14 protein-coding genes are annotated in these 22,246 nt (G+C 54.3%); 10 read left to right on the plus strand and 4 right to left on the minus strand.

Translation table 11 applies throughout. The features are described 5' to 3' along the window. Positions 1-195: 195 nt before the first annotated feature. A complete protein-coding gene (locus DHf2319_RS05905) occupies positions 196-528 on the plus strand; it encodes an antitoxin Xre/MbcA/ParS toxin-binding domain-containing protein (RefSeq protein ID WP_243479875.1) in 333 nt (110 codons plus the stop codon). Continuing rightward, complete coding sequence (locus tag DHf2319_RS05910; RefSeq protein WP_243479876.1) at positions 488-1,216, plus strand: RES family NAD+ phosphorylase; 729 nt, start codon at positions 488-490, stop codon at positions 1,214-1,216. The genes DHf2319_RS05905 and DHf2319_RS05910 overlap by 41 nt, the downstream gene beginning before the upstream one ends. Here DHf2319_RS05910 and DHf2319_RS05915 read toward each other — a convergent pair. The 4 genes from DHf2319_RS05915 to DHf2319_RS05930 form a co-directional block, all read right to left on the minus strand. Then, positions 1,213-1,770, minus strand: a complete 558-nt coding sequence (locus tag DHf2319_RS05915; RefSeq protein ID WP_243479877.1) for a DUF2889 domain-containing protein — start codon at positions 1,768-1,770, stop codon at positions 1,213-1,215. The two genes, DHf2319_RS05910 and DHf2319_RS05915, sit on opposite strands and share 4 nt — an antisense overlap. A gap of 83 nt (positions 1,771-1,853) precedes the next feature. Beyond that, positions 1,854-2,717 (minus strand): bifunctional methylenetetrahydrofolate dehydrogenase/methenyltetrahydrofolate cyclohydrolase FolD, encoded by an 864-nt coding sequence (folD, locus tag DHf2319_RS05920; protein WP_243480029.1) that lies wholly within the window; start codon positions 2,715-2,717, stop codon positions 1,854-1,856. A gap of 140 nt (positions 2,718-2,857) precedes the next feature. Further along, complete coding sequence (locus tag DHf2319_RS05925; RefSeq protein ID WP_243479878.1) at positions 2,858-4,984, minus strand: M3 family metallopeptidase; 2,127 nt, start codon at positions 4,982-4,984, stop codon at positions 2,858-2,860. A gap of 197 nt (positions 4,985-5,181) precedes the next feature. Then, positions 5,182-5,805: a DUF4214 domain-containing protein gene (locus DHf2319_RS05930; RefSeq protein ID WP_243479879.1), complete on the minus strand. Its 624-nt coding sequence runs from the start codon at positions 5,803-5,805 to the stop codon at positions 5,182-5,184. A gap of 278 nt (positions 5,806-6,083) precedes the next feature. On the opposite strand from DHf2319_RS05930, the gene DHf2319_RS05935 reads away from it, so the two are divergent. From DHf2319_RS05935 to DHf2319_RS05990, 8 genes are all read left to right on the plus strand, one after another. Next, positions 6,084-10,478: a beta strand repeat-containing protein gene (locus DHf2319_RS05935; protein WP_243479880.1), complete on the plus strand. Its 4,395-nt coding sequence runs from the start codon at positions 6,084-6,086 to the stop codon at positions 10,476-10,478. A 798-nt stretch (positions 10,479-11,276) separates the two neighbouring features. After that, on the plus strand, positions 11,277-12,260 hold the full coding sequence (locus tag DHf2319_RS05940) for a hypothetical protein (RefSeq protein ID WP_243479881.1): 984 nt from the start codon (positions 11,277-11,279) through the stop codon (positions 12,258-12,260). Positions 12,261-12,263: 3 nt separating this feature from the next. Beyond that, on the plus strand, positions 12,264-13,361 hold the full coding sequence (locus DHf2319_RS13105) for a DUF4214 domain-containing protein (protein WP_305802175.1): 1,098 nt from the start codon (positions 12,264-12,266) through the stop codon (positions 13,359-13,361). A gap of 576 nt (positions 13,362-13,937) precedes the next feature. Next, entirely contained in the window at positions 13,938-15,032 is a 1,095-nt protein-coding gene (locus DHf2319_RS13110; RefSeq protein ID WP_305802176.1) for a DUF4214 domain-containing protein, read from the plus strand. Between the two features lie 211 nt (positions 15,033-15,243). Next, a complete protein-coding gene (locus DHf2319_RS05975) occupies positions 15,244-17,787 on the plus strand; it encodes a glycosyltransferase family 2 protein (protein WP_243479882.1) in 2,544 nt (847 codons plus the stop codon). Further along, the gene (locus DHf2319_RS05980; RefSeq protein ID WP_243479883.1) at positions 17,787-20,531 is read left to right on the plus strand and encodes a glycosyltransferase family 2 protein; all 2,745 of its coding nucleotides are present in this window, start codon (positions 17,787-17,789) and stop codon (positions 20,529-20,531) included. The genes DHf2319_RS05975 and DHf2319_RS05980 overlap by 1 nt, the downstream gene beginning before the upstream one ends. A 75-nt stretch (positions 20,532-20,606) precedes the next feature. Continuing rightward, positions 20,607-21,206, plus strand: coding sequence for a class I SAM-dependent methyltransferase (locus DHf2319_RS05985; protein WP_243479884.1), 600 nt, complete (start codon positions 20,607-20,609; stop codon positions 21,204-21,206). 50 nt (positions 21,207-21,256) lie between these two features. After that, positions 21,257-22,228, plus strand: a complete 972-nt coding sequence (locus DHf2319_RS05990; protein ID WP_243479885.1) for a hypothetical protein — start codon at positions 21,257-21,259, stop codon at positions 22,226-22,228. The last annotated feature ends 18 nt before the right edge of the window (positions 22,229-22,246 follow it).

Raw genomic sequence — 22,246 nt, forward strand, 5'->3', positions numbered from 1 at the left:
GACAACCTCCTCGTCGTTTAGGACGGGGAGGCAGTCAACTTCAATGCGCTTGATGTGCAGCGTTTCGAATTTGCTAATTTCTATAAAAATAAATATGTATAATTTATTCTATAGAAATAAACATGGGTCTTGCCATGATTTCATCAAAACAATACTGTGTGCAAAAAAAAACACTCGGTCGCAGATCCCGCCACGGTGTTGACAAAGGCGGTTGTGCGGGCAGCCGATCGGCTTGATGTGACGCGTCGCCAACTGGCTTGCCTACTAGGTCTTAGCCAGCCCACCATTTCTCGGCTATACAAGGGTGAGTATTTGCTCGATCAACGCCGCAAAGAATGGGAGCTTGCCCTGTTATTCATCAGGGTCTTTAGATCGCTCGATGCCATCGTCGGTCAAGAACAGACCGCCCGCCAATGGTTACAGAGTCCCAACGCGGCCTTCAACAGCAGGCCGATTGATTTAATTGTTACAGCAGAAGGATTGGTCAATGTCGCTCATTACTTGGACGCCAACCGCAGTATCGTCTGAAGCTTTCGATTGGCGTGGCCAAGTCTGGCGCATGGTGGAGTCGCAATACATTGCGGCAACCATGAAGCTCGTGGATACTCTGGAAGAGCAGGATTTGCTAGAAACGCTGGTTGAAACCAGCAAACCGGGTTTGCCCGACGACACGCAGCAGCTTGATTATTTATTGGCAACGCCGTTTAGGTATTACCCCAATCGTGGTGGCTCACGATTCAGAGCGGCCTCTGACCCGGGTGTTTTTTACGGTGCCCAGACAATCAGAACGGCCGGAGCCGAACTAGGCTATTGGCGATGGCGGTTCTTGCGCGATGCCACGGATCTTGACCGTCTTGACCCTGTTGCCCATACAGCATTTGCGGCAGAGGTGAATACCACGGTGGTTGACCTTCAAAAGGCACCGCTTGCGGATGACGCGCGATACTGGCAGCACCCGACCGACTACAACGCGACACAACAGTTTGCCAGGACTGTCAGGCAGGCTGGTGTCGGTGGTATCTTGTATCGATCCGTGAGCGGTCCTCAGCCATCTTGGTGCTTAGCGCTGCTAACGCCAGCTGGTTTTGCTAAACGCAAGCCCAATGCACAGCGGCAAACTTGGTATCTATCCGTCTCTCACACGGAAGTGACGCTAAGGCATGACAGCGGCGCGCATGCCTCCATGCGATTTGCTGTTGATGATTGGTGTGCTTAGCTACCTGCTTTGGGTTTGTAGAGATCTGGCCAAAGCCTGGCAATCACCTCCCGGTGCTCAGCATAGGCGTAGCAACTGTTGACCTTGCCCACCCGCATGTGCTCGTTTTCTGGGCGGTCTACGGCTTGCATGCGTTTGGGCGCCATGCCCTGAAATGCGGTCGTGGCCATGGGGCCTAGTAGCTCCATCAGGTGCGTGCATGAAGCACTGCCACCGAGCAGGTCTTTAATTTTTTTAGTCCAGCCCGGACCAATTTGTAGCCCAATCACACCGGATAGCGTGTTCTGTGCCTCTAGGCAAACGCCAAACGGCGTAGCTTTCATCTGCGCCTTGATGTCTTTGACCACCAGATACTCGTCAATCACCAGCGTCATGATCATGTGGTGAATCGGTGTGCCCGGTGCCAGCGCTTGATCGCGTAATTGCAGTCTGAATTCATGCGACTTGGTGTCCATCATCTCGGCCACCACTTCATACAAACCGTCAGAGCGACTGTAAAAACGCAGATCAAGCTTGCGATGGTGTAACTCTTCTCGGGTGATGGTGTCTGTCATACATTTGCTGCCTAAGTTTTTTAATTGTTACTTGCTATTGCTTGCTAGTTACTTGCTAGCGACTTTCCCTGCCTAAGACTGAGTCAGTGATGTGCCTTGGCACTGCCCAGACAGTTCGCCAATAGCATGGCGATGGTCATCGGGCCCACGCCGCCAGGCACCGGTGTGATGGCGCTGGCCACAGTGTTGGCGGATTCAAAGTCGACGTCACCACATAAGCTGCCGTCATCCAGACGATTGATGCCCACATCAATCACCACGGCGCCGGGCTTGATCATGTCGCCGGTGATCATTTTGGGGCGGCCGGTGGCAACCACCAGCACGTCAGCGTGTTTAGTATGAAATGCCAAGTCACGTGTTTTGGAGTTGCAAATCGTGACTGTGGCGCCAGCGGCTTGCAAGAGCAGCGTCATGGGTTTGCCCACGATGTTGCTCGCTCCCACCACACAGGCCGTGGCGCCACGCAATTGCACCTGTTCGTCTTCGAGCATTTTCATGACACCAAACGGTGTGCAGGGAATAAAACGCGGCTTGCCAATCGCCAAAAGACCCACATTAGCAGGATGAAACCCGTCAACATCTTTGGCCGGATCAATCGCTTCGATGACCTTCTGCGGATCGATATGCTTGGGCAGTGGCAACTGCACCAGAATCCCGTGCACGTTAGGGTCTGCGTTCAGTTCGGCAATCTGGGCCAAGAGCGCTGCTTCAGACAGATCCGCACCGAATGTGTGATGAAACGACTCGATACCGACATCTTTACAGGCCTTGATCTTGTTGCGCACATACACGGCCGATGCCGGGTCTGCACCCACCAGAATCACGGCTAGGCCAGGGCGAGGCTTGCCTTGCTCAACCCAGTCTTGAATCTTTTGTTGTAGCTTGCCACGCAGGCGCGCTGCTAGCGCTTTTCCATCGATCAGGCGGGCGGGGTTTGGTGCAGTCATGGTCATGTGGGCGTCAGATCTTTGATCAACAAGGCCGGGAGTCAAATATCCCGCGGTGTCACAGTTTGGTGACAATTCAAACCCTCATTCTATAAAAACCTGAGCTTGCCTGCTTTGGCATTCACGTAGTCAAACTTCGCCTAGGCTGTCGCAGGCTCCTGGTCTGATGTGATCATTCCCGAGTGACGCAGCAGCGCATCGATTTGCGGATCACGGCCGCGGAAGGCCTTGAACGACTCAGTCGCTGGTCGCATGCCACCCACAGACAGGATCTCGCGCTTGAACAACTCGCCTGTGGTGGGGTCCAGCGTGCTTTGCGCCTCTTCGAATGCTGCGAATGCATCTGCCGAGAGCACTTCCGCCCATTTATAGCTGTAATAGCCAGCGCCATAACCACCGGCAAATAAGTGGGTAAAGGCGTGTGGGAACCGATGCCAGGTGGGTGGTTTGATGACGGCCACTTCATTGCGCACGGCATCCAGTGTTTGCATCACTTCGCCAATGCCCATGCCATCCGGTTGGTGATGTAACAGCATGTCAAACAGCGCAAACTCAATCTGGCGCACCGTCTGCATGCCGCTTTGGAAGTTCTTGGCGGCTTTCATTTTATTGAACAGCGATTCGGGTAGCGGCTGCCCAGTATCGACGTGAGCTGTGAGCGACTTCAGGACGTCATACTCCCAGCAGAAATTCTCCATGAACTGCGATGGCAGTTCAATCGCATCCCACTCCACCGCGGCAAATGCACTAGCGCCCGGTTCATCGACTTCTGACAGCAGGGCATGCAAGGCGTGACCCGATTCATGAAACAGGGTGATGACGTCATCATGTGTCAGTAAAGCTGGTTTGCCACCTTGACCCTTGGCGAAGTTGCAGGTTAAGTACACCACGGGCGTAGCCAATGCCTGCAAACTGCGGCGACGGTTACGTTCACTGCCAACCCAGGCGCCGCCTTGCTTGCCGGTGCGGGCATAAAGATCAATCACTAAATGACCAATCAGCTCACCGGCGGCATTTTCTACGCGGGCGGCGCGTACATCTGCGTGCCAAGCTGGCATCGGTTCATCAATGAGCTTAACTGAAAAGAGCTTGCTCACGAGCTCAAACAGCCCGGACACCACCTTGGGTTCGGTGAAGTACTGCTTGACCTCTTCTTCGGAGTAGTCGTACTTGGCTTGACGCAATTTCTCGGAGGCAAAGGCGACATCCCAGGGTTCCATCGGATCCAAGCCCAGCTCGGTTTTAGCGAAGGCTTTCAGTTCATCGAGGTCACGGTGTGCGTAAGGCAATGCCCGGGCGGCGAGCTCGCGCAGAAACTGCAGCACTTGCTCTGGGGTGTCTGCCATACGGGTCTCAAGCTGCAACGCGGCAAAGTTGTGAAACCCTAGTAATTTTGCGCTTTCAGCTCGTAAGGCAAGCGACTCCTCGATCAGTGCCGAGTTGTCGTATTGCGGATCACCCTCATCAGAGGCGAGCGTGGCGTAGGCTTTATAGAGGGTATGTCGTAGTTGACGATTGGTGGCGTATTGCATCACTGGCAAATAGCTGGGCATCTTTAACGTCAGCTTGAATTTGTCGCCAGATGAGGTATCGATGGCCTCATCGTCCATCGCTGCCTGCTTGAACGCAGCTACCACGTCGGCAGGCACGCCATCGAGTTCCGTGATGCTGTCCAGTACCAGTGTCCAGGCGTCGTTGGCATCCAGTACGTTCTCAGAGAACTTCTGCGAGACTTCTGACTGTCGTTCGGAAACCTCAGCGAATCGGGTTTTTAAGTCACCCTCAAGTTCCACACCGCTTAACCGGAAATCACGCAGCGCAAGTTCAATCACCCGGCGACGCACAGCAGGCCATTGTCCAAACTCGGGACTGTCAGCCAAGCGCTTGTATTGCTTAAACAGTCCTTCGTGTAAGCCCACCCAGGTTGCGAATTCACTGACCGGCCCTAGCATCTGGTTATAAGCTTCACGCAAAGCAGGCGTGTTGACGACTGACTTCAAATGCCCCACCACTGACCAAGCTCGCCACAGTGGTTCGGTGGCGTCATCCAGTGGCGTCACGATCGCTTCCCAGGTCGCCGGTAATGACGGATCCGCGGCCGCATCGATGGCCCCACGGGCCTGAGCGAGCAGCGCTTCGATGGCCGGCACGATGTGCTCGGGCTTGACAGCGGCGTAGTCAACGAGCTGGTGAACGCAGCCAAGCAGTGGATTGGATGAAAGCGAATGGGTTTGGGCAGCAGAAATGGTTTGGGCAGCAGAAGTCATGGTGTGTCACATCGATGGCGTGGTGGGCATTGGCCCCCCACGCGAAACAATGAATGATGAAATTAACAATGTGACAGATTGTATCGACTGCCAGGCCACTCGGTAACGATATCAGTCACCAGATATGGTCTTTAAGTTTGATGTTGCCAGGCAGTTTTGCTGCTTAGTTTTGCTGCTTCATTGCCAGCTTCGCCTTTTCACATGAAAAAATTCCACAGGGCTGGCTCCATGAAGCTGCGGCTGGCCTGGAAGGTTGGGAGCATCATGGTTGCGGCCACATTGTCGGCAGAGTTGCCAGAAGACAATTCATTGGCCCAGTAATCAAGGCCCGCTTGATCGGCATCACGTTCCAGGATCTCCTCGTACAGGATTTCCACTTGTTCAGTGGTTTCAAGGGCGTCGAAGTCTTTCCCGGTGATGCGGGTGTATTCATCCGAATTGAGCATTGACACGGCGATCGCGCCCATACTCACACCGTTTTTGGCTTGGGTAGCCCAATATTGAAACCCGTCGAGATCAGCCTGGCGATTAAAGAGCTTGTCATACAGGGCCGCAATCTGCCCGTAGGCACTGTCGTAGTTGACCGAATGGGCTCGGTCGACAAACAGCAAGCTTTCGACGTTGACCCAAATATCCGGGTCGCTCAGGTCGCCGAGCGGCAACACAATCACTTTGGCGTGATCCTGGGTGATCAGGTAATCAGCTGAGTTGCCGTTGTAACTGACGATGTCGTTACCAAGGCCTGCGCTGTAGGGCCGGTCGCTGCCCAGGCTCGCGGGCACCATGTCATCAAGTGTCGTGGTCAATACGTCCGTTGTCATGTCAAAAATCCTCTTACAAGTGGTTCAAAGGGTCATCGTCAAAGCTGCGAGCAAGAACTGTAGGTAAATTCATGTGGTTAGTGAGTCACAGTTACTAAATAAAGTTTACCTAAAAATGTGCGGTTTTGGCTAGCCACTTTTTGCAAGCATTTGTCAGCATCTGGTGGGGTGAGGACTGATAATCAACCGGCTGATCAGTTGTTGTTTGTCATCAGTTGCGGTTTTATCGATTTTTTCTCATCACTAACGTTGTCACCAACACCATCGGGAGTAGGGTCATGGCCAATTTCGTTGTCACCAATTTGAACGATTCGGGTGCCGGCTCATTGCGAGCTGCTATCGAAGCGGCTAACAACAGCACGGACGCAAGCAATTCGATTAGTTTCTCGGTGGCAGGCACGATCCGCTTGGCTAGTGCCTTACCCGTGATCAGTTCCACCGTGTCGATTGACGCCACGAGCGCTCCGGGCTATCTCGCGGCCCAATCGCCAGTGGTGACGTTAGACTTCAACGACTTTGCGGGGCTGGTGTTTACGGTGGCCGCACAAGGGTCAAGCTTGTTTGGCCTGGCACTTGGCAATGCGAGTGACGCAGGCATCACCTTGGCTGGCAGTGGCATCACGCTGGATAAAAACTACATTGGTTTGGCAGCCCATGGGGCGCTCTTGGGTAACGGTGGTGACGGTATCTTGATCGGTGCCACGGCATCGGGCAATTTCATTGGCTTGAATGAATCCCAGGTGCAAGGGGTGGTGGGCAACGTGATTGCCAATAATGGTGGCAATGGCATCACGATTTCAGGTGGCTCGGGTCATACACTCGTGGCAAATCGGATCGGCACCGATCCGGACGGCAACACGGACATGGGTAACGCAGGCCACGGCATTTGGCTAACTGGCGCAACAACGGGCAACACCATTGGCGGCACTGTCTACGTGGATGCCGCTACCGGGGCAGTGAACAACCCCACAGGTACCAAAGGCACTGTGCCACCGGTGTTCGTGATTCCGCCGTTGGGCAACCAGATCTCAGCCAACGGCGGGCATGGGGTGTTGATTGATGCCCGATCAGAGAACAACGTTCTGAACGGTAACTTTGTCGGTACCACCGCCAACGGCAATGCTGATCTGGGCAACAGCGGCAATGGTGTGCTCATTTTGAATGCGAACAACAACGCTCTGATCGGTTGCACCTTTGTCGATGAGCCGTTTGTTTACTACAACGTGCTTAGTGGCAACGGTGGCCATGGGTTGCAGATCACTGATTCAGACAACACCATTGTGCAAGCCAACTTCTTTGGCGTGGGGGCGAACAACGCCACCTTAGTCGGCAATGACGGTAACGGCATACTGGTCAATGGTGACTCAAGCGGTACCACGGTCGGTGGCGTGATTCCCTTAGGCAACGTCTCGGGTGGCAATTTGCTTAACGGTATCTACGTCACCGACACGGCTAGCAACTTTATCTCGTTCAATACCTTCGGTGGCTTGTTTGCATTTCAGGGCGCTGCGCCCAACGGTGAGAACGGCATCAAAATAGATTCCTCGGGGCTAGGCAATGAGTTGCGCACCAACGTGCTCTCGGGCAACTTGGGCAATGGCATTGAAATCAGTGGTCACGCTAACGGCGTGTTAATCGATCCCAATATCGTTGGCTTAAACACCGTGGGTAATGGGTTGCTGCCAAATGGCGGGCATGGTCTGCTTATTGGTGGTCACGCTCACAACATCACCGTAGGCGGTGACTTCCAATCGGTGATTCCACAGAACACTTTCTCGGGCAATACGGGTTATGGCATTGCGATTGTGGATTTTGCGCATGACGTGCATGTGCTCAATTCTGCCATTGGTTTGGGTGCTACGCTTACCACCACGTTTGGTAACCAGGCCGGTGGCATCTTGTTGGCCAGTCTGGGCACGGGCAACGTGGTGGGTGGCGTCACCGTCGATCCAAACAATCCGCAAGCGAACCTGATCTCGGGCAACGATGGGTATGGCGTGACATTGGCCTACGGCGTGCAAGGCCAATCGGTCATTGGCAATGAGTTTGGCGTGGATCGGTTTGGCTTGCCAGTTCTACCCAACGCCAGTGGTGCCATCGCCATGAACAACAACATGGCGGTTGTGGTTGATCGCAACAGCGGCCAAGACAGTGAGTTCATCGACTACGGCTTGCAGCCGCAAGCGGTGTACTCGCAGATTGAGGCGCTTTACGTGGGGTATTTCGGGCGTGCTGGTGACACCAGTGGGCTTGACTACTGGGCCACCGAGGCTGTCACGCAATTGCTGCAAAACGGCTCACTGGATACGGTCATGACACAAATGGGTGAGAGTTTTGCGCAGTCGGCCGAGAACGCACCATATTCCGCGTTAGTCGGTGTGCCGCTTGATCGCAACAACGCGACTCAAGTCGAGTTAGTCACTGACTTTATCAACCAGACCTATCAGTATCTCTTTAGCCGGGTGGCTGACACGGCAGGGTTCGACTACTGGTATGGCGAACTCTTTGCAGGACGCTTGGCCATCTCTGATCTGGTCTATGAAATGGCGCAAAGCGCCCAACAGACCGATCAGGTGGTGTTAAACAACAAACTGACTGCTGCCCTCTATCTGGATCAGATGGCCCAAGCCGCAGGCGTTGACACCTTATCAGAAAACCAGCTGCAAACGGCCGTCAGGCCTGTGACGTCCGACACCACGCTACTGATATCCAAGCTGGTCACAGACGCAGTGACGGGTCAATCGGGCAACGCCACCATGAACACCAGCTTGTTTGGTGATGCGTCATTTGTCACGGGTGTGCGCGCTGACCACGGCGGCAACGTGATTTTGACGGGCAATCAAGTCATCGGCGGCGTCACCAGTGCCATGCTGTACAAAGGCCCGATGCTAGACAGCACCTTGGGCACGGTGTATCAGTTAACCCCTGAGTTTGCTGGCCAGACGGTCACGGGCGCGACGTTTTATGGCCCGAACACCAGCGTGTTTGACAGCGGCATTGGGTTAGGACAAGTGCGTGCGGTGGGCAGTTACGTTGATGGCGACAGTGCCGAGGTACGTAATCGCGGCATGGTCTATGAGGGTCCGGTCAATGGTGAAGGCGGGCGTTGGCTGCAGGTTGACGTGCCTTCAGAACTCGTGGGTGGCAAGCAGGTCTGGAACACCATCTTGCACAGCACCATGGGTGATATCGCGGTCGGTAACTACGACATCTATGGCGAACCAGGCTCGGGCAATGGCTTTATCTACAACCTGCGCACTGGCCAATACACGATCTTTGATGAGCCATTCGGTGGCACTGATCAGTTCAGCACCGTCTACGGTATCTGGCAAGATGAGCAGGGTGGCTCGCAATACACCATCGTCGGTGGTTCCAAGCACGGCATTGGCGTGAATGAAGCCTATGTCGCACGCTACGATTCTGTGACTGACACCATCAGTGACATCCGCTATTACAGCTACGAGGGCAGGCCAGAGGCCATCACGCACTTCGAGGGCATCACCGCGGTGCCCGGTGGTTATCACCTGATTGCCACCACCGACAAGGGGGCAGCATTTGCCAGCATCACCACCAACGCCGACGGTTCGTTTAGCGAGGCGCAATGGACGCTGAACAACATGCTTGGTGCCGACACCACCACCGGCAATTCGATTTTCCAGAACGTGGTGATGGGCATCTACATGCAAGATGGTTCGAACAACGTGAAGTCGTACGCTGGCACCGTGGACCAAACCATGGTGTCTGCCGACGGTGGTCTCATTATGGCAAATGGTGCGCCGAACCTGACCTATGGTCTGACCGTGGTTGATAGCGTGGGATCGATTGTGGTCGGTTCAGCGACAGCGGGCAACGTGCTCGGCGGGTCAATCGGCAACGACACCTTCCTGGGAACTCAGGTGGCTAACCGTTCGGATACGTTCTACACCGGCGGCGGCGCTGATGTGATCTTCATGGCCGACGGGCGTACCGCTGGCAGTGTGATTGGCCTGTACGCCAGCAACATGAGTTCAGACCTGATTGCGCCGACACCTGGCGACAGTGTCCGGGCGCTGGCCGGCAGCGTCGTTAATGCGCGCGACGTGCCGCAATTGGGCTGGTGGGGTCAAGGCAGTGGCAAGCTTGGTGGCCCGGTATCAGATGCCAGCACCAATGCAGGCGAGGGCACGGGGGTGAGCTCAGGCATGACGCGCGTGTTTAACTTTGAGAGTGGCGTTAATGCAGGCAGTGAGCTTGACCGTCTCGATTTCTCGCTCACGGCCTACAGTGGACTGCTGCGTGACGTATCACCGGAGAGCGGCCCAGCACTCGGTGCGGCGATCTTTAGCAACACGCTTGAACTGGGTGACACCGTCACCGTGTCAGAGGCCAATGTGCTGGTGTTCTCCAGCGCGGTGACGTTTGCCAATGCAGCAGATTTAGCCGAAGCCTTGGCAGATCCACTGACCGATATCAGCTTTGGGGCATTGCAGACCCACGACAACAACCACTATCTGGTGGCCTATCAGGACAACGCGGGCAACACCCGCATTGCTGACCTGAATATCCAGAGCGTGACGGACTTCCGTTCTACCGAGCTTATTGACGGTATGACGCTATCGGTCTCGGATGTGGTCCAACTCGTGGGTGTGGGCATCAACGACTTACTCAACGGCAACATCAACTTCGTCGCCTGACCAACGGTCAAAGCCTTATCTGCCAAGTGAACGCAACAGGGGCCGGCGCTACGAACGCCGGCCCCTGTTGCCTTTGCGTACCGGCCAATCTCATATGAACGGGCGGGTAAAAGTCAGGTAACAGTTCAAGAGCAACCAATGAAAGATCAGCCCAAGAGAAAACCAACCAACGATATCAGGGTTAACCCTTATATCGTTGGTTGGTTTGTGTTGTTTATCTTGGTTGCTAGATTCGTAGATGTGACTAAACCTAATTTACATCACATGTTATAAATGCAATTAGTTACTGATTTGGGATCGATTTGGGATTTAAAGATGATTGATTCCCATCCATCAGTAGTGCAATATACAGAATTGCCCCTAGGGTGAATAAGGTTTTAAGGTGCTACAGTCAAGGTGCTGTATCTGAAGTGCTGTAGTTCCTTTGATGTGCTTGCTGTGACGGCTAGTGCGGTGCCTGTTTGACCTAGGAATGCAGGTGGCAGGCGAGTTGTCCGATGGATACTGGCCTGCGGTAGCCTGCCTGTCGCTTACTCACACAAATTGTGTAGCACTGGTGAACTAAGTTACGAGTGGTAGCCCAAAAGTTGCAGTACCTGCACACCAAGGTTTTAATAATGAGATGGGTGGCAGCGAAATAGCGACACCGAAACAGGCTGAAGCTAAAGAAGGGTATTTTTTATGCCCCCGGATAGACGATCAATTGATCGTGACCAAGATGGTCTGAATATTTGGGGTGATCCGTTGGCAAGACTGGGAAGTTCAGGCCAGAGAAGTTGGTTTCTAAGTTGAGAGAATATGGACAGTAGTCAACCTGCTATCGAAGTTTCTTCAAAAATTGCCTATTTGCAGCCGGGCATGTACATCATCCGATTAGCCTCCGAGGCGCCAGGTAACGTCATCACTTTGAATCCAACCCCGGTTGGTCGAGGCACGGTGGACTTTTTCCCGGGTGACGGGGTGGTGCGCAATACGTTGGCTAAAGTTGGTGACTGTGTCATCGTTCGGGTCAAGGCTGCCGTGGGTAGCCTGTTGTTGACCGAGTTTCACAAGGCTGGCCAACAGCAGCAGATGAAACTGAAAATTGACCGGGTGGCCACGGAAGGGTTTGAAGCAGGGGGTGGTGCCCAAACCGCTTTCCCGAGCACGGTGCGTGGTGCGGCCGGGCGGGATACTGGCACGGCAGCGGCACCGACTGCTGCACCCACTGCGGCCCCCGCTGCAGCGACTGAATTACCGGTGCGCCAGTTAGGGCACATCGAAGGCGTGGGTGACACCATCGTAGAAAACGACTGGTTAGGCGACCCTGATGGCGATGCGCGTATCGAGGGGTTTGCTGTGAATGTCAAAGGCCTACCCGCTGGGGTGAGCTTGAACTACGGCGCTTTAATCGAAGGCACACGGCGTTACGCCGCTGCCGTGGCGGGTCAGTTTGTGGGCACCCGCCAGAAAGCCAAATCATTGCTTGGGGTCGTGTTTGATTTGACCGGCCCAGGCGCAGAGCAGTTTCAACTATCAGGTGAGGTGGTGTTCGCGGGCGAACCCCCGTTGGCCATTGAGCCTGGTGTTCAATTGTCTGGACCTTCGGGGACGGAACATCTTGTGGCCTTGCAGTTGTCGATAACCCCCCTTGCTACTCGGTCTACCGCCGCCTCCGCATGGGATGACCCTGCAGTCACTCGTATCGTTCGCCAGTCTCCCACGGTTGCTCACAAGGCGCCCGTGAAGCCAGCTGCTGCCAAGAAGGCGGCGGCCAAGAAGGTCTCTACACGAAGGAAGTAAGAAATGAGCTTGAACTATAACGAGCCAGATACCTCGGCTGCGGTATCGGAAAATCTGGCAGCCAACCCTTCGATCACACCGACAGTGTTGACTTCGATCAGCGGCGTGTTGGACCTGTCTAATCCTGAGACCACTGTTGTCGTCGGTAGCTGGACCGGTACGGGTGCAGTCACGCAACCGACCGGCTCAGAGACTCAGATGGTGGTGGTCGATATCGATTCACCCGCTGGCACTGATGTTGATCTGGTCATTCCCCCAGAGAACCTGGCTTCAACCAGCGTCTGGGTGTTTGATACGGATGCCAACATTAACGTGACCTTTAACACCACCGAGCGCGTCATTGTGATGGGCAACGGTGACGACGAGGTAACGGTGCTCGGTGATCGCGATACCACCATCGATGGCTCAGCGGGCAATGACACGCTGATCTTAAGTGGCGGTGATGATTCGATCATCGGTGGCACGGGCAACGACTCCATTACGGCGGGTGCTGGCGCTGACACGATTGTGTCAGGCGTGGGCATTGACACCGTGGATGCGGGTCTGGGATTTGACGTCATGCAGCTAGAAGGTGACATCAATGACTGGTCTGTGGCGGTTGAAGGTGATGTGGTGACCCTAACGGGTGCGCCAGGTAGTGGCAATGGTGTTGAAATGACGAATGTCAATTTCATCAGCTTTGGCACCAGCATCGTGGACAACGGTGATCAGTTCAGCATCGTGGTAACCGATGATGCACGTAATAAAGACGACGCGATGCGTCTATACCAGACAGCACTTGATCGCTCTGCCGATCAGGGTGGTGCGCAGTACTGGTTAGACACCATCGATGCTGGCTTGAACACGTACTTTGATACTGCAACGTACTTCCTGCAGTCTTCAGAGTTCCAGTCCAAGTACGGCACGTTGGACAATGAAGAGTTCGTTAACCAGATGTATCAGAACGCCTTTAACCGCAATGCGGAACAAGAGGGTCTGGACTACTGGTTGGGCGTGCTCAATGATGGCGCACAACGTGCCGAAGTCGTGGCTTACATTGCTGGTTCTACGGAAGCAGCAAACACGATCGGCAACGTGGTCGTTGTCACCGACATCGTCTAACGCAGGTGTAGTTTCCCGATCGGTACGCGCAAGCACACCGATCGGGGTTTGGTAGGTGATCATAGGCGCAACTCGCTTCACCCAATTATCTAAGTTTTCACTAGTTTCTGCGGTCAACGGCAGAGCGCGCATGGGTAGCAGCCGCCGTCAAGATAAACGTCAATCACCGAACATCTAGTTACCACGCTTTGCCAGCTCAGCTTTACTTTGCCTGGGTAGTCGGGTTTTCCTGATGATTGGCACCCTTTTCACACAACCGATAGTCGATACAATTCGCTACCGTCACTGCTTCGTAGTAGACCCTTCAACTGGGTCAAACAAAGAGAGTGAGTAGTGGTAACTGACACGGTGGTGTTCACGGTAAAACCTCCGCTGGCTATCGAGTCGGTGTTTGATTGTTGGGTCTTCGGGGATGAAAGATTTTGTAACCTTGCGGTTGCTGATAATCATCATTGCTACTCGGTTTTCCGCCGCCTTCGCATGTATTGATTTAGCTGTCACTAGAATGGTTCGAAATCTCCCACAGTCGCAAAACAAAGCGCTGGGCAAGAAGATCCTTACACGAGGAAGTAAATAATGAGTTTGAACTATAACGAGCCAGATAGTGGTGCTCAGGTCAGTGAAGCACTTGAAGCTAACGAGTCGATCTCCCAGCCGATGTTCAACGCTTTCGGTACGGTTTTGGGTCTTAATAGTCCGTTGAGCTTGATTAATGTGGCAAGTTGGTTGGGGCCGGCCGCTGTGCCGCAATACCCAGGTCCTCCTGGCTTGGTGGTTGTCACCCCAGAGGGTGATCCCTTCGCTCCCCTCAATTTCGGATTCATTCCGCCAGAACTGTTGGGGGCGAATGGGTGGGTCTTTAATTGGGACGGGGATATCAGTGCCGTCTTTAACACCACCGAGCGCGTTATCCAGATGGGTAACGGTAACGATGACATCACGGTCAACGGTGATCGCAACACCACCATTGATGGCTCAGCGGGCAATGACACGCTGACGCTCTCAGGCGGTGATGACTCGATCATTGGCGGCACGGGCAACGACTCCATTACGGCGGGTGCTGGCGCTGACACGATTGTGTCGGGCGTGGGCATTGACACCGTGGATGCGGGTCTGGGATTTGACGTCATGCAGTTAGAAGGTGACATCAATGACTGGTCTGTAGCGGTTGAAGGTGACGTGGTGACCCTAACGGGTGCGCCGGGTAGTGGCAATGGTGTTGAAATGACGAATGTCAATTTCATCAGCTTTGGCACCAGCATCGTGGACAACGGTGATCAGTTCAGCATCGTGGTAACCGATGATGCCCGCAATAAAGACGACGCGATGCGTCTATACCAGACAGCCCTGGATCGCTCTGCCGATCAGGGTGGTGCGCAGTACTGGTTAGACACCATCGATGCTGGCTTGAACACGTACTTTGATACTGCGACGTACTTCCTGCAGTCTTCAGAGTTCCAGTCCAAGTACGGCACGTTGGACAATGAAGAGTTCGTTAACCAGATGTATCAGAACGCCTTTAACCGCAATGCGGAACAAGAGGGTCTGGACTACTGGTTGGGCGTGCTTAATGATGGCGCACAACGTGCTGAAGTCGTGGCTTACATTGCTGGTTCTACGGAAGCAGCAAACACGATCGGCAACGTGGTCGTTGTCACCGACATCGTCTAATGCAGGTGTAGTTTCCCGATCGGTACGCGCAAGCGCACCGATCGGGGTTTGGTAGTGCAACGCGGTTCACCCACAAAACGCAGTCACAGCAAATAAACGCTGATGTTAAAGAACTGCTTTTTTTAGGTGGTCTGTGGTCATAGATTGGGCTCACATTCTTTCCCTTCCTCTCCCTTCCTCTCCTTTCCTTCCCCATTCTCAGACAGCAGTGTTGACAACCGCTACCCGGCAGCTTGAAGCAAGCACAGATGCGCTTCTGGCAAATGCATTGCAATCGCTCGATACCGACCCTGTCGGGGCGCGTTTGCGCTTGGCTGCCGCTATCAATCGTGGGGTGGATAAATCCGTCATGACGGCCTTGCTCGCGAAATCAGTGGCAACCGATGATGCAGTCGCCGCCTTGGGCCTACTGAAATCAGCGGTTGATCACGATCCGCAGAGCTTGGCGCTATGGAGTCAATACTGGCAGGTGCTGGCCGCAGCCACAGAGGCTGGCCACAGATTGTGTGAACAAGAAGATTGGCGGGCCGCATTAGAGCAGCGGCTGCGCTGGTTAAATCAGGGTGCGGAGTTGCGTGCCATCTTGAAGTTTCTCGATACGATCGATGCACAAGCAACCGCGTCAAACCTAACGCCACGTTGTCTTGGCTACTGCCGCTGGGATGCCAAGCGTGAGGTCATCGAAGGTTGGGCGCTAGATCGATGGGCTATGCAAGATCCGTGCTCGCTCGTCATTGAACAAACCAACCCCACCGACCCTCAAAACAAACGCCAGGGTCAATTATTGGCAGACAGCCCCGTGGATTGGTTGGCTAAAGCAGGCATCAGCTCGGTGGGTGGGTTTGTGATTAAAGTCCCATCCCAAGATCCATGGTCGATTCGGGCGTTGTCTTTGCGGTTTGCGCACGGACAGGAACTGGCCGGTAGTCCGTTGGCATGCTCTGCTGCGATTGATGTTAAGACTGCAGAGCAAGGCCCAGTACAAAGTCCAGTGCAAAGCGCAACACAAAGCACAAATCACCGTTCAATGGTCGATGTGCTTGTGCCTGTTTTTGAAGGTCGTGAGCATGTGCTGGCCTGTCTTGAGAGCCTCATCAAAGCCCGTCAGCAGCAAACCACGCCCCATGAGATCGTGGTGCTCGATGACGCAAGCCAAGATCCGTTGCTGCGAGATGCGCTGCAGGACCTGGCGCAAAAGAACGAGATTGTTCTGGTCACGCGAGCCGCCAATCTCGGGTTTATTCGTAACATCAACCGTGGCATGGCACTGCACCCAGAGCGCGATGTGGTGTGGCTCAATGCCGATACCCGTGTCACAGGTAACTGGTTAGACCGCTTGAAGTCAGCCGCTTACGCCGGTGACAACACCGCGTCCGCCACACCTTGGTCAAACGATGGCGAGTTCATGACGCTGGCAGGCAAGGGCAACCCCGAGCCCATGCCAAGCCTAGAGGCTCAACAACAGATTGATGCGGTCATTAGCGAACTCAATCTGTCGCCAGAGGAACTGGTGGCCGGTTGCGGGTTTTGTTTTTACGTTAAACGCAAGGCCATCAACGAAGTCGGCTATCTGGATGAGACTGATCTCATCGATGGCTATGGTGAGGAGACCGATTGGTGCCTGCGTGCCCGCCAGCTTGGCTGGCGCCACGTGGCCGCCACCAACCTGTTTGTCGGTCACGCGGGCGGCCAATCGTTTGGCGCGCGCAAACGGGCGCTTGCAGCGCACAACAATGCGGTGATCCGTCAACGCTATCCATTGGCCGAGCGATTGCATGACGACCATCTAAAGCAAGACCCACTAAAGTCCGTCCGAGAGACAATTGCCCGAGCACGCTTGCAACAGTGGCACCCGTCTGGAAACATGACCGTCGTGATTAAACGCCAAGTGTCGGTTGGGCCAAATAAAAAACCGAAGACAGAGCTGAACACAAATCTTACGACAGAACGGAAGACACCGCTATCCTTCCCAGCATCCGACCGGGCTGAGTCTTTAGATCACGATATCGAACTCACGTGGCAGATCACGGGCACTGACACTGCAGTGACGCTCACATTCAACCGTATGCAGCCATCGCTGCAACTGAACTATCGTTTACCGCAACAGGCAGATCAGCTCGCGAAAGACATGGACGAGGTGAGGGCGGTGACGGGCGATACCCGGCACATGCCCAGCGCACTCGTCAAAGTGTTCGCCAAAGTGTTGGGCAAAGTGTTGGGCAAAGTGTTAAGTGATAGGCTAGATGCCAGACGGTCGTCGGAGCTGACCGAGCTGACCGACCCCACTTCAAACAACATTGAAGCCCGTCTAGCGAACAAGTCATTGCCAACAGGGGATGGCTTGGCACTGATTGTGGATGATTTACAGGATCCCGAGGTGGTCGATACGTGGCTAAAAATCATCCGTACGGCTGGCCTGAGTGAGGGCATCCAGTTCATCACCACTCAAAACACCCCCGGTGCGCAACTGTTAAGACGCACGGCTCGGGTGGCACCGGTGTATTGCCCAGAGGGCTTAAGTTGGACGCAATGGCTTGGGTTATTAGGCGTTAATTGCGCGGTAATGCTTGCGCCAGAAACTGCTTTCATCCAACAGATTGAGACAGAACTGAATGTTGATCTGCCGGTGGTCGATGGACATGTTTTTATTCAAGCTCGGTCTACCGAGAAAGCGGTGTTAACGCGCAAACAGGTGCGTGGCGTTAGGGGCCAACGCCAACGCCAAGCCATTGACCGTGATTTGGTGACTGCCTGATGGCTCAAGTTCTCACCAAAGCGAAGCCAGCACAGAAAGTGAACGTGCAAAGTGCTGAGCCCGGTGTCAAACCCGCTGTCAAACTCTCTACTGCCACTGACGTGCTGCCACTCGAGATAAAACCCCCTCGCAAGGCGAAGTCCACCACCAAACCTTCCGCCGCATCAAAAAATTCCTCACAGCGAACGAACAGCAAGCAAGCGGCCGGGGTTACTAAAGGGCAGGGACAATCGTCGGGTAGTTCAGTTTTGAACAAGGCTACTACCAAAGCCACTGCCAAAGCTATTCCAGTAGCGACATTGTCAGCGGGCACAGACGCCTCATCTCGTTCTTCTGCCATGCTCGGTTCGATCACAGGGCTCTATGGCGATGTGCTGCAGGGGTGGGCGATGGACGCCGACAGTCCAGATGCGATGTTGGCCGTTGAGATTTATTACGACGATGTTTTTGGGCATTTGGTGAGAGCCGATGAGTATTTGAGTGGTTTGCAAGACACAGGCGAAGCAATACCTGACGGTGCACAGTGGCATGGGTTTGTAGCGCAGTTAGATAAGCAGTGGCTATCGGGTGCCAGCAAAATCACCGCACGTGTGGCCAATCAGGGGCCATGGTTAGCAGGTACGGTGTTTTTGGGGCAGGGACAAAATGCGCAGGTTGCCGATCAGCAAGCCAATCGTGTGTTCCACGGTGGTGGCTTAAAGCTAGTGGGCTGGGCCTGGGCGGGCGCACAGAGCAAAGCGATAAGACAGGTATCAGTGTTTGAATCGATTAACGGTGAGTTGCGCGAGATTCTTACGGTTCCCGCGAACCGCTCGTTGTCAGAGTTGTCTCGCAAACCGCACCAAGGTCACGGCTTTGTCATTAACTTACCGTCATCATTGGCCGACGGTAAACGTCACCAACTTGAACTGATCACTGACAAGGGCGAGCCGGTCAACGGTTCACCCATTGAGCTTTGCCTGACATCCAACACACTGTCTGGCCTAGTCAAGGATGCTTGGGCGTCAGGTCATGGTCTGGATGCCATCTTGCCGATCCTCACAAGCTATGAACGTCAATACCCAGTGAGCTTTGGGTTTGATCATTACGCAGCCTGGTGCGACCTGTACCAAATAGCGCCACCCCAAGGTGAGACAGCCTTGCGCTGTGCGGTGGTGGTGATCACCCCTGAAACCGACGCCGCTGACGCACACGCTGATCAGTCCGTTCAAAGCGTCTTCGGCCAGCGATTGCCAGAAAACCAGGTCGAGTGTTTTAAAGCGTCTGCGCAAGCCATTATCAAAGGATTAGCGGCCGCTGCTGACATGGCTGATGTGGTGGTGCCGCTTTGGGCAGGCGACAAGCTCCTGCCCCATGCGCTAGATGTCATGGCAGCACAGCTGGAGACTTACCGAGCACTGCACACAGAACAACCGGGGCAAACGGAACAAATACCCAAGCCATCGCTTTGGGGTTATGTCGATGATGACGTCATGGCCATTGACGCAAGTCACCGAACTGACCCTTGGCTAAAGCCCGATTGGGATGAAACCCTCTTCTATAGTCTTGACTACGTATCGCGCGGCGTATTTCTCTCGTCTGATTTAGTCAAGACTGTGCTGACTGACTACGGTCAGACGCTCGAGGTGCTAATCACACTACAAGACCCAGCCTCTGCCTGGCATGCCTTCATGGCCTGTGTGGTGGCACACACGACTGCCATGAAACAGTCTCCTATCCACGTACGGCAAGTCCTGTATCAAGGTCACGAAAGACACCCGTCTGACTCATCGCGTCTAGCCGCCATGTCCTGGCTGGCAAACCATCAGATGCCAGGTGCCCAAGTCGGGATGGAAGATTCAGTCACCCGAGTGGTTTGGCCAATGCCAGATCCAGCCCCCTTGGTTAGCGTGATTGTGCCCACCCGCAACAGCGTTGAGCTGTTGCGCGTTGTCATCGACGGCCTCATCACTAAAACCCAGTACCCAGAACTTGAAGTGCTCGTGGTCAACAACGACTCCGATTGTGCCGAAACACTCGCCTATCTGAACGAACTGGAACAATCAGGCATCACGGTGTTGTCATACCCCAAGCCATTCAATTACTCGGCGATCAACAACATGGCAGCTGAAGCCGCCACAGGCGAGTTGTTGCTGTTTCTAAACAATGACGTTGAAATCGTCGATCCGCGTTGGCTGACAGAAATGGTGGTGCAGTTTGGCCGAGACAATGTCGGGGTAGTGGGCAAGAAATTACTGTGGCCTAATGGCCTGGTGCAGCACGGCGGTGTCGTGGTCGGTGTCAATGGCTTGGCTGCGCATGCCTTTAATGACTGCTGGCAAAACGATCCCGGCTACATGGGTCTAAACCGGGTAGATCGCGAGCAATCGGCGGTCACTGGCGCCTGCCTCATGATCCGACGCGAAGACTTCCTGGAAGCAGGCGGCTTGGATGAAACCAACCTGCCTGTGGCATTTAACGATGTCGATTTGTGTTTGCGCATCAGAGAGTCAGGAAAGCGCGTGGTGCTCACCACGCGCTTTCCTCTGATCCACCATGAATCGGCCACCCGTGGCAAGGAAGACACCCCGCAAAAGCAGGCCAGAGCCCGGCGCGAGCGACAGTACTTCATGCGGCGCTGGATGACCACACAAACCGCCTTTACTGATCCGTACTATCACCCCGGCTTAAATCAGGATTTTCTGGTGGGTCCTTACGGCGGGCTTGGACGGGTTCATGACAAGCACTCAGTCAGTGCCGAATAACGCCAATCAAAAAAGCAAACACAGATCAACACCGCCCAACACCGCCCAACACCGCCACAGCAGCCCAACACATCCATGGATTTATCCACCCAAGCGTTACAGAGTTTTGTGCCATGCCTGAATCAAGCCGGGCCCAAGGTGCTGGTTCACGTTGGGGCTGGCAGCCCCAATGGCCGACCTTTGCCTGAATGCTTCCAAGACGACGAGTGGGCAGAAGTGCGAGTGGATATCAACCCGGCTGCTAGGCCAAACATTGTGGCTAGCGTGACAGACATGGCAGGTGTGCCAACCGCAGGGGCCGATGCCGTGTTTTCTTCTCACACCCACGAGCATCTAGATGACCATGAAGCCGAACAGGGCTTTGAAGAGGTTTTCAGGGTGCTAAAGCCTGGCGGGTTTCTGTTGATTAACGTGCCCGATCTCGCCCAAATTGCAGAGCTCATTCTCCAAGGTCAGGCTGACGAAGTGCTCTATGACTCCAAAGCAGGGCCCATCCGGCCAATAGACATGCTGTTTGGGCATCAGGCCTCTTTAAAGTCAGGCAATGGTTACATGGCTCACCGCACTGGATTCACGGCGCAACGACTGCAGCGGTTTTGTTTTAAGGTGGGATTTAACGATGTCAGAGTCAGAGCGGGCGGGAACTGGGACCTTTGGGGCGTAGCGGTTAAGTAATCGGCAACTAGGCCTGCAATGAAGCAATGAACTTCCAAAGCACAAACACAGTGACAACAAACACCGCCGCCGGATGGAAGTACCCGGGTCAATACGACTACCGTAGCATTGACAAGCTGATCGAGCAAAGCAGTGCCAATCACCACTGTTGGCAAATCGATGACTACGTCGATATTCATGGCAATCGCAGGGCTAGCCTGCGATTCGATGTGATCTCAGCCGATGGTGCGCTCGGGTTTGGGTTTACCAACAATGGCAGCTTGTCAGCATGGCCCTATTGGTTGTCCCAACCGCCCGGCACTGACCAACAGTTAAGGTTGGTGCCACCGAAGGCCAAAGAACACCTCGATGCCTTCATGCTCGGTTTGCAATCCTTATCGACATCTGACTGGCGGATGCTTAAAACCCTGTGTGATCTGATGATCTCGCAGTACGCAGTTCTCATGATGGTCGATAGACAGTGGGTCAGTTGGTTCAAAGGGTTGCAACAGTTGGCCAAGCTGCTGGCTGCTGTTCCGACCACGCTTAGATTTGATCGTGTTGATGTTACCCGCGTGGTGCAGCAAGAGGGTTACGCCCATCTGGGACTGTCTTTAAGCAACGTGATGACTGGGCGGGGCACATTTGAGGGCTGGGAGTTTCACCTGGCTACCGTTCAAGCCAACGGTGTGTTCGATGCGAATCCACGACTTGAATTTGGCCGTGGTCGCGGTGAAACGGTGTTTGAGCGTTGGTTTGTGGAGTCTAGCAACGCCTTTGGTGACAAACTAGAAGTTCGATTTGCTAAACAGGACCAATTGGTGGACTTGCCCCTGGTGATGGTGAGACTAACCGATGCAGATCGGCAGGTCATTGCCCAACTGGTTGAACAACTGCCGCTAATTGTTTCCAGAGCATCGACACAATCAGCGCCAGCCTTGGTGACAAAGCTTGGTCAAGAAGGACTTAAGTTATTTGGTCCATTTAGTCAGGTCGCTCAGACCATGCGCTCAATTTGGCGCCTGCAGGTCGGGGCAGCTTAGGGATGCTAAGTCTGATAG

Source organism: Orrella daihaiensis (assembly GCF_022811525.1).
GTDB lineage: Bacteria > Pseudomonadota > Gammaproteobacteria > Burkholderiales > Burkholderiaceae_B > Algicoccus > Algicoccus daihaiensis.

Excerpts from the sequence above, each read along its gene's own strand:
- DHf2319_RS13105 (WP_305802175.1), top strand. The coding sequence starts at position 12,264 with ATGAGCTTGAACTATAACGAGCCAGATACCTCGGCTGCGGTATCGGAA.
- DHf2319_RS05935 (WP_243479880.1), top strand. The coding sequence starts at position 6,084 with ATGGCCAATTTCGTTGTCACCAATTTGAACGATTCGGGTGCCGGCTCA.
- DHf2319_RS05930 (WP_243479879.1), bottom strand. The coding sequence starts at position 5,805 with ATGACAACGGACGTATTGACCACGACACTTGATGACATGGTGCCCGCG.
- DHf2319_RS05910 (WP_243479876.1), top strand. The coding sequence starts at position 488 with ATGTCGCTCATTACTTGGACGCCAACCGCAGTATCGTCTGAAGCTTTC.
- DHf2319_RS05925 (WP_243479878.1), bottom strand. The coding sequence starts at position 4,984 with ATGACTTCTGCTGCCCAAACCATTTCTGCTGCCCAAACCCATTCGCTT.
- folD (WP_243480029.1), bottom strand. The coding sequence starts at position 2,717 with ATGACTGCACCAAACCCCGCCCGCCTGATCGATGGAAAAGCGCTAGCA.
- DHf2319_RS05940 (WP_243479881.1), top strand. The coding sequence starts at position 11,277 with ATGGACAGTAGTCAACCTGCTATCGAAGTTTCTTCAAAAATTGCCTAT.
- DHf2319_RS13110 (WP_305802176.1), top strand. The coding sequence starts at position 13,938 with ATGAGTTTGAACTATAACGAGCCAGATAGTGGTGCTCAGGTCAGTGAA.
- DHf2319_RS05980 (WP_243479883.1), top strand. The coding sequence starts at position 17,787 with ATGGCTCAAGTTCTCACCAAAGCGAAGCCAGCACAGAAAGTGAACGTG.
- DHf2319_RS05915 (WP_243479877.1), bottom strand. The coding sequence starts at position 1,770 with ATGACAGACACCATCACCCGAGAAGAGTTACACCATCGCAAGCTTGAT.
- DHf2319_RS05985 (WP_243479884.1), top strand. The coding sequence starts at position 20,607 with ATGGATTTATCCACCCAAGCGTTACAGAGTTTTGTGCCATGCCTGAAT.